Here is a 13307-nt window from a genome sequence, read left to right on the forward strand (position 1 = left end):
TGGGACGCCAAGCTGGCGCGCTAGCTCAGTCGGTAACACACCACCAGCCTCATGCCATTGGGTGAGAACTTCACCTGGGTGACGGGCTGCTGCGATCATATTACGCCACAAAATGGACAGGCTATTACCCCAACGGTAAGCGTTTTGAGGATGTACGTCAATCGTACATAAATTGAGTTTAATCATATACAAAAAGCGAGCAGCGCGCGCATACAGTAGGTACTCCAAAGCGTAAGGAACATGCTGCCACGGAGAACTCGACATAGATCACAGAAAAAAGGGGGCCGAAGCTCCCTGCGATCAAAACAACTCCCGTTCGACGAAGGACACCGTGGGCTCACCGCCGAAGTAAAGTGATCCAATGCACGCACGTCAACCATTGCCAATCCTTTTTTAATCCGCACCCTAATCGCCTTGTCAACATGACTTGGCTCAGGGATACCACTCGGATGGTTATGTGCAAATATCACCGCTGCAGCGTTAAACCCCAATCCCAACCCCCCACCCCCCCAAACCCCCAAACCATTTCACCGCTGCGAACCAAGGGGCGCTAAGCCCGGCTATGCATGGGCTAGTTATTTCTCCAGTGCGTTTTTCGTTCTTCATATCTGCTTCCGTTTAATCGTTTCCCAGTACAACCCATCCCGCAAGGGTAAATAGCACGCATTCTGCGCCCTTGCAGGCTGGAACGATGCCGGGAAAGCGAACCGTCAGGCGATACGAAGACGAAAATCACACCACTGACGGAGAAAAAACCATGACGATATCCCTGCATACCCAGACTGGCGCCCCTAACACCTCAGCGGCGACCAGCGTATCCCCGCTGGAGCAGTCAGGCTCCTCAAAAACGAAATTTTCTAAAAATAGTACCGATATTTATCAGGCAGTTACTTACAGTATAATTACGGCACTGGAAGCCGGTGTTAAGCCGTGGTCATGCCCGTGGCAGCGCGTACCGGGCATGTCAGGATTACCTTCAAATTATGCGACTGGCGCTGCATACAGCGGGATGAATATCATGTTGTTGTGGAGCAGTGCGTCAGAACAGGGGTTCAATGATTCACGCTGGATGACCTACAAACAGGCAAAAGCGGAGGGCGGGCAGGTACGCAAGGGAGAACACGGCACTACCGCCATTTTCTATACCACGCTGGAAAAGGAAAATGACGACGGAGAAACTGACTATATACCGATGCTGAAGACGTTCACCGTATTTAATGTTGAGCAAATTGATGGTTTGCCTATGAGGGACGAAGCCGTTTTCCCAGCAGGGACTTTTGAGCCGTTGCCGCCTGCGGAGGCGCTTTTCCTTTACAGTGGTGCAACCATCATTGAGAAGGGACAGAATGCCTTTTTTGCACCATCAACCGACGAAATCCATTTACCGGAACGTCGTCTTTTTAGCGATGCTGCCAATTTCTACGCTACGGGCCTGCATGAGTTAATTCACTGGTGTGGGGCAAAAAGCCGGCTGAACCGTGAAATGAAAGGGAAGTTTGGCAGTGAGAGTTATGCTTTTGAGGAGCTGATCGCCGAGTTGGGAAGCGCGTTCCTGATGGCGGATTTGGGGGTTGTCGGAGAGGTTCAGCATGAAAGCTATATCGCTTCCTGGCTGAAAGCACTGAAAAACGATAAACGCTATATTTTTAAAGCTGCCAGTGCGGCATCCAAAGCGCATCGTTATTTGATGGATAAAGCCTGAGGGCAGGGGAGAAGAAGCTACAAAAGAATGTGACTTTAACCTTTAACGTGTGTAGGCAGCAAAGAGCCCGCTCACCCCTATAGATGTATTGGCTTAAACTTGATCTGGCAGTGTTCGCTGCTAGAACATGATTCAACCTGACAATCGGCAATGAGCGAAAAGCGGACATTTGATTATTGTCAGCAATTACATTTTCTAACTCCACCTAACCCTTGTGAAGTCTGTAAAAAACAAGGTGAAAAGCTCCGCTGGCGGTAAATCGTACTCGGTTAAAGCCTCCGCTGCCGGAGTTTTACCGAATGGCGCAGCAGGCAAACCGGTGCGTTCTTGCCCGGTGCTGACCGCCAGTCCCCTATATCTGGTATGTCTCCTCACTGAGAGAGGCACAATATGTAGCGTTCAGCGCTGCAGCAGGGCGATTCGATAGAGTTGGCGTTTTACCGAAAGGAAAGAAAAAACATCAGGGGCGGTCAGGCCGTGAAATGTGAACAACGTCCCTCTGTACAAGCAGCGGATGCTGCTGAAATCACAAAATGTCAGTCGGGCAGGAACAGAGAAATTGCAAGCCGCACGATTTTTGATATATTGAAGATGGTTTATGGGCAGATTTTGGGTCGCGTTTCGCGATTAGTGAAAAAAATGTCCGGTAGGATTGCCCTTTCAGGAACTCATTGTCCTGGCGCTTCTTAGGTTCTTGTCAAGTTTGCGTAAGAGTGCCCATAAACCTTTTTAAATGGTGACGTATAGTGAATAGACTTTTATTATTAAAATCGGCAAAGACAAAGCCGGATTTAGCAAGGATTTTAGGCGTAAAACCTTCTGCATTAACGCATTGCTTATATATCGTTAAGCCTGAAAATCAATACGTACAATTCGAGATCCCCAAGAGAAAAGGGGGTAAAAGAATTATCAGCGCTCCCTCAGGAATGCTAAAAAACCTGCAATCTTCCCTTTCGGATTTATTACTTGACTGCCTGGATGAAATTATCTTTCTGAAGTTCCCCGATTCAGAGATAACGAGGCAAAAAGCAAAAAACTCTCTTTTTTTAAAAGTGAAGTGCTCTGGCTCAGAAATAAAACAGCCCTCGCTTTCGCATGGATTTGAAAGAAAACGTTCAATTATTACCAATGCAATGATGCATTTAGGGAAAAAGCACGTCTTCAATATTGATTTAGAAAACTTCTTCGGTAGTTTTAATTTCGGAAGGGTGAGAGGTTTTTTCATTAAAAATGGAAACTTTTTGCTTGAACCAGAAATAGCCACGGTGATTGCAAAAATAGCCTGTTATAATAACGAACTGCCTCAGGGAAGTCCGTGCTCACCCGTCATTTCTAATTTAATCACTCATGCTTTAGATATTAAATTAGCGGCGGTCGCCGCAAAACATTCATGTACGTATACGAGATATGCAGACGATATAACTTTTTCAACCAGGAAGGAAAGTTTACCCTCTTCTGTAGCGAAATCAGATAATAATACTTTTGTTGCAGGGAAGGTCATCAGAAGAGAGATTGCTCGTTCAGGATTTTCGATTAATGAATCTAAAACGAGGGATCAATACAAAGACTCCCGGCAGGAAGTTACGGGGTTAGTTGTAAATAAAAAACCAAATACTAAAAAAGAATACTGGCGGCTTGTGCGCGCTCAGTGCAATCATCTGTTTAACACGGGCGAGTTTAAAGAGACGATAAATGGCGCTGAGGTGGCTGGCAACATTCATAGGCTCGAAGGGAAACTGACTTTCATTGACCAGGTTGATCATTATAACCGGCTTCGTCAGGGCGAAAAGTTAAATCCTAAGTATCATTTAAAAAAAGACGCCATCAGAAAAAGTAACCCTTCAAGAAGGCGTTATTTACATACGTCCAGAGAGACAACATTTAGTAAGTTTCTTTTTTATCGCTGGTTCTATGGTAACACCAAACCTACGATTCTTACTGAAGGTCAGACTGATAATATTTATTTAAAGTCAGCAATATGGAAGCTCGCAGTCCAATTCCCTAAACTGGCAACTGGGAAAAGTGCCACAGAGCCTTATAAGACTTTGACTCAGTTTTTCAAATATAATGAGCGAACCCGATACTTATTAGAGCTTTTTGGTGGTGGTGATTATCTGAGGGATTTTGTAGCCAATTACAAAGAATTGTTTAATGCTTATAAAGCACCTAAACCATCGCACCCAGTAATTATATTCGTGGATAATGACTCCGGGCCTAATAACCTGATTAATGAAGTTAAAAGAGTTAAGGGCATTGATATTTTACCGGCGGGTGTAGGTGTGGCCGACATCCGTCAGTCTGAATTTGTTCATATTTTTTGCAATCTTTATCTGGTGCTCACACCTCAGGGAGCGGGAAGCTCTGAGACTGATATTGAGTATTTCTTTAGTGATGCTGATCGGCTCAGGGAACATAAAGGAAAGAGTTTTAATACGATCGCCGACCGTGACAAAGTTAATGACCTAAGTAAAGAAGCATTTGCGACGCATATTGTTAAGGCGCAGAAAGGTATTATTGATTTTTCACGGTTTACTCATCTTTTAGAACGCATAGAAAAAGTGATAGATCACTATAATTCAATAAAGTGATCTCGCTTATAGCAGGTAGATATCAAATCTAGGTACTGGTAAGGTTTTGATTGCCGGTAAACTGCGGGTTTTACCGAATGCGGTCGAACAGGAAAGTATCAGTCCGATTTTGGCACGGAGCAGACGGGGACGGTGGTGATGGGGGCCGTTTTGAGTGAATTGCAGAAGTCTCGGATATGCTTGATAGTAATGCTTGCAGATATAATCGGCATGATCCTGAAAATTTATATTTAAAGAATTATTAAGTGCTGCCGATATTTGTAATTAAACTAAAAAAGGAAGATGGAATTTATGTTAGATTTAGACGAAATGCGCCGCGCGTTAAGGAAACAATACTCTATAACAGCAGGTCAAGATGGTGAGAACTATGCTAGTAAATGGCTGGAAAAATCCAACTGGAAATTTGAATGTGTTGAGCAAGGAACAAATGCCTTATCTGCAAACTTGAAATCATATGGGGGGAAACGCCCCGATTTTATTATTGAGGCTGACGATTCCTCTTATATTATTTTAGATGCGAAGTATCACTCAACAGATGGGTGTACCTCCTTTACACTTACTGATTGTGAAATAGGAAAGTATCGAGCACTTCAGCAATTCTTAAAAAACGCTTATAGTGATTGTACTTTCGAAGTAGTCTTCATGGTGTTTCCGAAAGAAAAAAATGGTGATGAATTCACATTTGTGAGTCTAGATGAGTTTGATAAAGGAGAGTGTACGACTCTAGCATCAAAAGATGCAACGAAAATTAGTCTGCTCAATCGAGATGACTTATGGTTTAAAAGTTAATTAATGAAAAATAATTGACTTGCGCTTTTTTGATTACTGTTTCCAGTATGCCGAAAATGTCTCATTTATTTTAATAATTGTATAATTAATAGATATACAATTATCCCTAAGCTTATTTCTAGTTGTTAACAAGACTGTGTGCTATGAATGTCTGCTTCTGGCACGAAGCGGATGTATAGATGGACATAATGTCCACGATGAGCGAAGAGTGGACCTTCAATTTATTGTGGTATATTTAACAGCTAGTGTAGGCCGAAAAATTAATTAAGGAACTTGAGATGACTATAGCTGCAGCTTGGGTAAGAACTTTAAAAAATTGCAAAGAATTGATTGTAGTATCAGATAGTAGGTTAAATGGGGGCATGAAAATGGACTGTGGGCAGAAGATAATAACACTGCCCCGTTCAGATGCTTTTATATGTTTCGCGGGTGATACTAGTTGGGCATATCCTTTGATGCATCAAGTGGCATCAGCAATTGATATCTATGATCGTTGCTCCTCACGCGCTCAAGATATTAAGGAACTCAAAACCCATATTCTTAAAATTTTTGAAAGATTGAGAGAGCAAATTCACGATGCCGTAGGTGATATGGATATACCTGATGCGAAATTCATTTTTGGAGGGTATTCATGGATCAGAAAAAAATTCATGATTTGGCACATCACCTACCAAAGAAGTACCAACTCTTTTCGTGCCGATCCTGCGCGTGAAATATATGGTTCTCCAGTTGTATTTACTGGTGATGAAGAGCATGTAACTGAAGCTAACACCATGCTTCGAGATAAATTACAGTCAAGAGGAAAACTGGATAATTTAGTGAAAGGGATAAAAAAACCTGTTAAATTTGAATGGGAACCATTCGAGGTTATTCGTGACATGCTCTATAAGGTGAATGCAAATCCTTATGAATTCAAAAACTCATCAATTGGTGGCGCACCACAAGTTCTAAAAATATATGAGCATTTATCAAGTCAAAAATTTGGTGTTCTTTGGATGAATAGGATGGATAGTGAACCGTACATATATTTGTCGGGCCGAAAGCTTACTAATTATGGCCCGAGAGATATGTGGGTTCTCAATCCTGAAAAGTTAATAACATATAATCCACTGAAAAGTAATTCTAACAAGGAGGTTATTAATCAATTCATTTAAACCTTCTTGGCTTATTTAACTGTAACTGATAAAAATTAAGTTATTTAATCTACATTAAAAGTTTATTTAACGAAGCTGGATTTATCTCGTCACAGAAATAAAATGGGGTGGGAATTAAACCATTCCACCCATTTTTGTTTTAGCTATCTAATATTCTGCCCATTTAATAAAGCAAACTTATGTTAGTGTTAGCAATGTCTGCAACTGGCACTTAGCAGTTATTATAGGTCCATTGATGCGATAATGTTATTTTCTACCAACGAGAGACGCAGATATTTTAGTGTGCTGCAGGAAAAGTGTAACACCCTAAAATAATAGCCGAAATATATCTGCTTATCTGAAAATTAAGGCTATATGACACTCTTTCTTTTTGCTGTAGTGACCAATTAAGTATTAAATGTTCCCTACCGCAGTTGATATATTATTTGATAGGTCTACGGCTAGAAGCATGCTGAGCAAATTTTGCGATTAGCTTTCTGAATTCATCTTCACCCACATTCTGCCAAGCTTCATACGTTTGGCTTATTCTGTTATAAGTTGATGACTTGCAGAAAAATACAAAACTGCCCTTAATATACCTACTGACAACTCTAGCAGTTTCAGGTAGAGGTTTACCTTGATACTCAGAGATTTCCCAACAATCTGGAGGTACGTAATTCCCTGGTGCAATTTCAACCATGTATTCTTCCATTGTTGAATTATTAATGGGACCCGAAATTTTTATTGGTTCGATTGTTTCACATTCAAGACGGAAATAATTCCACTCGGGATCATGACCAAATGATTCAAATGAAAGTTTCTTGGGCATTAAAATTTCAGCGCATCGTTCATAGGCTATAAGAGCGATAAATCCTTTTTCTGCGGCTGGCTCGACACGAATCAAATCGTTCCCCCCACCTGAGGGATAAAACATGTGATTTAGAGACTCTCTTTCAGCAATTAAATTGAGTATATTTATTATATCATCATTATTTTTCCACTCTACACTGTTAGGTGTACTGTAAGGGAATAGTAGGTTTTGTATTTCAAACCACTCAGTTAAATTCCGTTGGATGAAATCATTATTAATCTCTATCCAATATTCAAGTCCTGCCTTAAACTCGCTAGCAGTTGGTCGCTGATGCGGATCGTTATCTGTTGCACGTACTAATAGATCATCTAGGGGCGGTAGATATAGTTCTTTTATATAGTTTGATAATCCGATATTAGATTTTGCGCTGTACTGACCATCGAAACCAAGATAGTCTTTGGTCAGAGACATCCATACTGATTTTGCCAGAGAATAAATGTCTGCCGGGAGCCCATCAGCACGATTTGCTATCCGTCTCATTTCTGGGGCCATAGTGAATTTTGCGCCAACGTCTCGCATATTGGGTGTTAATTCAATTCTTTCAGGATATTTTACCAATCCAAAGTCCGCTAAAAACATCCTGTCATTCAAATATAGAAGATTATCTGGTTTTATATCCCGGTGAGATATGTTTTGGCCATGGAGTTCTATAATAGTTTGAGTGAGTGGAATGAATTCAGATATGATTGATAATGAATCTTTTTGCTTTACCCTTTCTTTAAATGTTTCAGCCAATGGCATAAGATACCAAGCTTGTTCTTTTTTTGCATTCTCTGGAAGGTAAAAATTAAGTAGAGGCATTACCCCATCTATTTTATTTTTTTTCAAAAAATCAACTTCTATTTTGAATCTATTATAAGTTGATTCTTGTACGTTCCTTAGTATTTTTAAAGCGAGTTTTTTCGTGCCATCATCTGACGTTACAAGATACACATCACCGTTCCCACCGTCTCCCAAAAAGTCCGTTATGTTATAACCTTCAATTGGGCATGAAATTTTGTCATTCATCCTGTAATCTCTTTATCTGCAGTGAGGGCAATTAATTAATATGTCTATAGATTAGTTGATTCTATCAGGAATATTTTCAAGAAATTTTGACACTTGTTATAAATTTTGATTTTTACATTTGATTTTGTCGTCCAGCCTGAGGTAGGCTCTTTCGGCCTGATGTAGTAGTGAGGCCATAAACTTTTGATTAGTTTTTTTTCACCTACTTTGGTGATTTGCTCCTGAAGATCTGACGATTAACAAACGAGCCGTCCGCTTTTGGCACACAGCAGACATTTTAGCTTCACCCTATCCCGGCCATCTGAACTTATCCTTGAAAAAGTGATTGATTTGTATTTTATTTATTGAATCACACATTTACGTTATGGAACTCCGCCCAGCGAGTTACGTCAATAAATATGCATAAGCATGAATAGAGGTGTTAAATTTTATAATGAAAAATAAGATACCCGTATTATCAATACTGCTACTGGAGAAGTTCTTACTGAATGCCCAAGACGCACTGCAGTTGCAGTGTGGACATAATTGATTTAAGGAATAGTAAATGCAGGAAGAAAATGGGTCCTTACCGGAAGCTAAACTCAGTAAGGAAGTTCAGGCTCTTATAAACAATGGTCTGGACTTTCTTGATCAGGCTCGCGAAGAGTTAAAGAAATCCAAACCGAAGTTCTCGGTCGTTAGTTTCTGGACCGCAGTCGAGATCCTCCTAAAGGTTCCTTTGGCTCATGAACACTGGAGTCTTATATGCAGCCGAAAATCGCCCCCCAAGAAACAGGATTTTCAGGATGGCGACTTTCAGTCAATAACCTATGATGAAACTCGCAACCTCCTTCGTGATGTTCTCAATAAACCACTAAGCAGCGAAACCCATCAAGCATTCGACAAAGTCAGGAAGCACCGAAATCGTCTGGTTCATTTCTATCACCCAAAATTTACGGATACTGAGGTACAGCAAATTCTCGACGAACAAGCCGATGCCTGGTTTCGTCTTTATCAGCTGATTCGTAAGGACTGGATGACTATCATTGGTGTTGCTTTGTATCACAAACTGCTCAACGACGAGAGCCGTTTACTACGATCCTCGTTGTACTATAGCAAGGCAAAATTTCGCTCGCTCGCTGACACTCTAAAGCGTCACCGGGACGAAGGAAAAACTATAGTTCCCTGCCCAATTTGTAAACAAAAGGCTGCTGTTCGTTCAGCATTTAATGAGGAATGTGATCATACGCGGTATGAGTCAAACTGTTTGGTATGTGGCATTGCCGATGTCTACGTCGAAGTCTTATGTCCGGAGTGTGGCATCAAGCAACGTATTGAACCTGATGGTGAGCTGGATTTTACATGTGAAGAATGCCAGCACTCCGAGCCTAAAATTGAATTACTGGATGAAAGCGATTGTTCCCCAGAGGACGCGATGATAATGGGGGGACCTGCTAGTTGTTCAGATTGTGAGGGTTATGAAACTGTTTGTGATTTTGGAGGTAGCTATCTTTGTGTCAGTTGCTTAACCCTTCATGAAGCTGTTGGCTCATGCGAGTATTGTGGTGCAAATTCAACGAACATTCCTGAGATGAGTGCGCTTGTTGGTTGCAGTTTTTGCAGCGGAAATGAGAAACTTCTTTATGATGACTGATTAAGTCTGATGGTTTGGACTGACATGTTCCCCAGACCTTTTTAAGGTAAATTACTGCCCAAGTGGTGCTTTTCCGCAAATCATCATCTCCTGACTGGTACTTCCATAAAGGAGGAGATTCCATGCTATTCATTGCCATGAGGATCTCACTCCATTATGTATTATTCATGCGGCTATACAGCATTCGAATCTCCCAGGATCTGCTCCCAACAGATTTACACGTCACGGGGATAACAACGTCCGCTTCTGACACACTGGGACGTCCGGGCCCGGCAGTTCCCCCCTAGACGCGCGATCAATTCAGTCCATCAGCGATGAGGACTGTCTCCTATCATGCTGAATGCGAGATTCTTAACCGGCAGCTATGAGCGATAAGTCGCTATTATACTTGAAACATAGAGTTATATTTTTATGATGAAATTCCACTCACATTTTTTGTTATGACGTATTTTTAATCATCACATGCGTGACTATTTTATCGTTTTCAATATATTTCAACAATGAAAAATATTGAAAATCAGCAACCATACATTTATTCCTATTCGTTAAATCGCTCAATAGTAATCCCAGTTATTTTTATTTCTACTTTCTTTATATTTAAAAATCTCTTCAATGCGTGGCTAAATTTATTTGTCTTATGACATTTTTTGCAAAAAATTTCGGCCTCAAATGTAAAATAATTCTCGTTTCTTTCTATTTTGCAAACTTTGTATTCAAGGTTTGCTGCATCATTACAACTTGGACAAAGATAGCTATCACATTCAATTGGTATCATTGTTTCAGCAGCGGTGTACATCATGCCACACATCGGGCATCTGCATTCAACATGTAGAGTTCCTTTACCGTGGATCCTCCAACCGTAACTCAAATTCTTTTCAATAGTCATAATCTTAACATCACTTACATAGTGAGATTGGCAGTGATGACATAGATCAGGCTGTTTAAATACAATCTTTTGGTCTGGTAGTGAGCTCATCCGTATCTCCTTTCAGTGGCTTACTAAATGCTTAATTGTATTTCTTTCCTACCCTCAGCTATCAGGGCTAGATGAGATTATTAAGTGTCCAATGATATGCAAAACTCTTTTAAATAGCATGAATTATTACAAACCGTCCGATCCTGGCACAGAGCGGCTATTCAGTTAGGTTAACTTTTGTGTCTAGGTTCCTAGGCTGAACGGTGATGTTTTTTGCTGGATATACTCAAGTAGAATACGAAAAGGAATTCAAATCAGATGGAATTATGCACACAGGAAAGGCACCTTTCAGGATGCTGGTAAAAATTACCGAACAAGCAGATCCAGCCAATCTGGGTTCTCAATTTTACGGGAATAGGGCAGCATCGCACGATTAATCAGCTCAAAGAATTCTGACTCCTCCATCCTTACTGCTTCGCTTGTGCCAGGTCCCTCCCATTCATCAAAGAGATGCCAGTAAAGCGATTTCAGGGTATCGATCACCGCCGCGAAAATCTTTACGTCAGGTTCAAGCCAATGACACACCAGAAAATACATTTTCTGTTCTGCATCATGGATGGACGCGCACTGGGAAAGTTGGCTCATAAATAGCTTGATCCAGACCAATGCTGCTGTTTTTAGCTGTGGCAGATCTATCCGCTGCTCTGCCATGTACCGTGACATATATAATTCAACCTCGGTCCGTTCAGGTTGCTTATCAAGCCCTAGTGAAGCGAGAATTAAAAGAGTCTCCGAATCATTTCCTTCGGTGATTTGATCTTCAGCCCATGCAATGATCAGGCAGTCCAGATCATTGTGGAGAAAGTGATATTTCCGTGAAAAAACAAGCAGCCCGAGCAGGTCATTGAATGTGTATTGAGATGGCATCTGATATTCCCTTACCTGTATTGTTTACATGAACCCTGGCAGTGATAATTTCTGAGTCCACCATTAATTGAACGGTGGGTCTATATAACCGAATGAAACTCCAATTAACCTTCATTTTATCTTAACTATTGATATAAATTCTATAAAGAGTAGTGGCATACCGATTTTGTCCACATAAGCAGAAGTGTGAAATGTCTGCTCCTGGCACGGAGCTGCCTCTAGAAAATCTTCGGCAGCTATGAGCGAGGAGCAGACGCTACCGGGGTGGGGTTAGTCCAATTTGCTAAAAACAGAGTATGGAAGCCAGTTCAAATCATGGATGCGCAATCGGCGTATTGGTAGTATTCCGGTACTACGGAAAATGCCATTCAAAGGTTGAACTATGGGTACTGTGATTTCTCTTGAAGTGTCAGGAATGGAGCTAGATTCGACTAAGAACTCGCTGGGTATAGATCATGGAGGGCTGTTTCAAAGTGCCGATCATCACGTCAAGCCACTAAATGAAGATCAAATAGAGGAAGGAGAAGACTACGACACTCCTGATGGCATCCTCTGTCGTACTGTGTTGCGTAAACCTTTGGGGCAAGTAGCTTACCGATTGGAGTTGTTGGGTTTCACCCTTGAAAATATACGCTATGAGTATGAACTCATGGCTAAAGATTCAATTGAATACCAAGAGGAATTTAACGAATCCTGTCCGGAATATGCAAAGCCAATTAGTAACATGATGGGCTTTGATGAATTCGTTAACTTCATCAAGAGCGTAAACATTAGCGAACTAAACGATAATTATATTAGCTTAAAAGATAGGAAAAAAGAACGCGAGCTTATCATGGGCAGATTTAATAATGATGAGTTATTAAACAGAATACCTCAATACGACAATACCTTTAATAATGCATGGTCTGAAAAATCTGCTTTTGGGACTTTAGTTAGCATACTGCATCCATATTCTGTAATGCGACTTTTGGCCGAAAATCCAAATAATTATAATGAATTCGTCACTTGGGATTACGGAGATCTAGTTTCTGCTGGTTATGCGAATATAAAAGATATTCAGGTAAATGCTCGCAGACGTGACAAGTTCCTGATTGCCACCGAGGGAAGCACCGACTCCAACGTAATCAAATATGCATTGCATCTCTTACGGCCTGATATAGAAGATTTTTTCCACTTTATCGACATGAGTGAAGGGTACCCGTTCACTGGTTCAGGAAATCTGGTTAAGTTCGCAGCTGGACTCGTAAAAATCGACATTCAAAACTTGATTGTTTTCGTTTTAGATAATGATTGCGAAGGGATTGAAGCATATGAAAAAATCCGCAAACTTGCATTGCCTCACAATATTTACTGTATTCATCTGCCTGATCTTCCTGATTTTAATCAATTTCCAGCTATTGGTCCTCACGGCGTTACCTATGAAAACATCAATGGCCGGGCTGTAGCGATTGAATGCTATCTGGATCTAAGATTTTCTGATTATGATGAAGCTCAAATTCGATGGTCAAATTACAAAAAGGAAAGCGATGCTTATCAAGGCGCGCTGGAAAATAAAGACTATTACACGAAAAAATTCATGAAACTAAAACCAGGGAGTAAGGATTTTAGCAAATATGATTTTGCCAAACTCGCTATTGTCTTGGATGAATTAATAAAGGCGTGTTCAAAAATCTCATCAGAAATTCGAAAAAATGAAGTAGATGTTCAATATCCAGATTAAAAAGGCCGCATGTGCGGCCT

The 13307-nt window shown here is 40.9% G+C and carries 10 protein-coding genes; 6 read left to right on the forward strand and 4 right to left on the reverse strand.

Annotation, left to right across the window (positions count from 1 at the left end; genetic code table 11):
- Positions 1-182: 182 nt before the first annotated feature.
- A complete protein-coding gene (locus RAHAQ2_RS26290; RefSeq protein ID WP_428829825.1) occupies positions 183-470 on the reverse strand; it encodes a JAB domain-containing protein in 288 nt (95 codons plus the stop codon).
- A 287-nt stretch (positions 471-757) separates the two neighbouring features.
- On the opposite strand from RAHAQ2_RS26290, the gene RAHAQ2_RS08215 reads away from it, so the two are divergent.
- The 4 genes from RAHAQ2_RS08215 to RAHAQ2_RS08230 all read left to right on the forward strand — a co-directional run bounded on the left by RAHAQ2_RS08215 (position 758) and on the right by RAHAQ2_RS08230 (position 6233).
- A complete protein-coding gene (locus RAHAQ2_RS08215; RefSeq protein WP_015696779.1) occupies positions 758-1702 on the forward strand; it encodes an ArdC family protein in 945 nt (314 codons plus the stop codon).
- Between the two features lie 746 nt (positions 1703-2448).
- Entirely contained in the window at positions 2449-4290 is a 1842-nt protein-coding gene (locus RAHAQ2_RS08220) for a retron Ec67 family RNA-directed DNA polymerase/endonuclease (protein WP_015696780.1), read from the forward strand.
- 291 nt (positions 4291-4581) lie between these two features.
- Positions 4582-5079, forward strand: a complete 498-nt coding sequence (locus RAHAQ2_RS08225) for a hypothetical protein (protein ID WP_015696781.1) — start codon at positions 4582-4584, stop codon at positions 5077-5079.
- Between the two features lie 278 nt (positions 5080-5357).
- Positions 5358-6233 carry a hypothetical protein gene (locus RAHAQ2_RS08230; protein ID WP_015696782.1) on the forward strand — a complete coding sequence of 292 codons (876 nt, stop codon included), beginning with the start codon at positions 5358-5360 and terminating at the stop codon, positions 6231-6233.
- 421 nt (positions 6234-6654) lie between these two features.
- On the opposite strand, the gene RAHAQ2_RS08240 is transcribed toward RAHAQ2_RS08230, so the two are convergent.
- Positions 6655-8091, reverse strand: a complete 1437-nt coding sequence (locus RAHAQ2_RS08240; RefSeq protein ID WP_015696783.1) for a protein kinase domain-containing protein — start codon at positions 8089-8091, stop codon at positions 6655-6657.
- A 544-nt stretch (positions 8092-8635) separates the two neighbouring features.
- Here RAHAQ2_RS08240 and RAHAQ2_RS08245 point away from each other — a divergent pair.
- Positions 8636-9724 carry a hypothetical protein gene (locus tag RAHAQ2_RS08245; RefSeq protein ID WP_015696784.1) on the forward strand — a complete coding sequence of 363 codons (1089 nt, stop codon included), beginning with the start codon at positions 8636-8638 and terminating at the stop codon, positions 9722-9724.
- Between the two features lie 538 nt (positions 9725-10262).
- Here RAHAQ2_RS08245 and RAHAQ2_RS08250 read toward each other — a convergent pair.
- Together RAHAQ2_RS08250 and RAHAQ2_RS08255 are read right to left on the reverse strand one after the other, a co-directional pair.
- Positions 10263-10700: a hypothetical protein gene (locus RAHAQ2_RS08250; RefSeq protein ID WP_015696786.1), complete on the reverse strand. Its 438-nt coding sequence runs from the start codon at positions 10698-10700 to the stop codon at positions 10263-10265.
- A 306-nt stretch (positions 10701-11006) separates the two neighbouring features.
- Positions 11007-11567: a hypothetical protein gene (locus tag RAHAQ2_RS08255; RefSeq protein WP_015696787.1), complete on the reverse strand. Its 561-nt coding sequence runs from the start codon at positions 11565-11567 to the stop codon at positions 11007-11009.
- Between the two features lie 382 nt (positions 11568-11949).
- Between RAHAQ2_RS08255 and RAHAQ2_RS08260 the strand changes: the two genes are divergently transcribed.
- Entirely contained in the window at positions 11950-13287 is a 1338-nt protein-coding gene (locus tag RAHAQ2_RS08260; protein ID WP_015696788.1) for a HEPN/Toprim-associated domain-containing protein, read from the forward strand.
- Positions 13288-13307: the final 20 nt, after the last annotated feature.

It is taken from the genome of Rahnella aquatilis CIP 78.65 = ATCC 33071 (genome assembly GCF_000241955.1).
In the GTDB taxonomy this organism is placed as follows: Bacteria; Pseudomonadota; Gammaproteobacteria; order Enterobacterales; family Enterobacteriaceae; genus Rahnella; species Rahnella aquatilis.

Coding starts and splice junctions, on each gene's coding strand:
- RAHAQ2_RS08240 (WP_015696783.1), bottom strand. CDS start 8,091: ATGAATGACAAAATTTCATGCCCAATTGAAGGTTATAACATAACGGAC.
- RAHAQ2_RS08225 (WP_015696781.1), top strand. CDS start 4,582: ATGTTAGATTTAGACGAAATGCGCCGCGCGTTAAGGAAACAATACTCT.
- RAHAQ2_RS08215 (WP_015696779.1), top strand. CDS start 758: ATGACGATATCCCTGCATACCCAGACTGGCGCCCCTAACACCTCAGCG.
- RAHAQ2_RS08255 (WP_015696787.1), bottom strand. CDS start 11,567: ATGCCATCTCAATACACATTCAATGACCTGCTCGGGCTGCTTGTTTTT.
- RAHAQ2_RS08250 (WP_015696786.1), bottom strand. CDS start 10,700: ATGAGCTCACTACCAGACCAAAAGATTGTATTTAAACAGCCTGATCTA.
- RAHAQ2_RS08230 (WP_015696782.1), top strand. CDS start 5,358: ATGACTATAGCTGCAGCTTGGGTAAGAACTTTAAAAAATTGCAAAGAA.
- RAHAQ2_RS08245 (WP_015696784.1), top strand. CDS start 8,636: ATGCAGGAAGAAAATGGGTCCTTACCGGAAGCTAAACTCAGTAAGGAA.
- RAHAQ2_RS08260 (WP_015696788.1), top strand. CDS start 11,950: ATGGGTACTGTGATTTCTCTTGAAGTGTCAGGAATGGAGCTAGATTCG.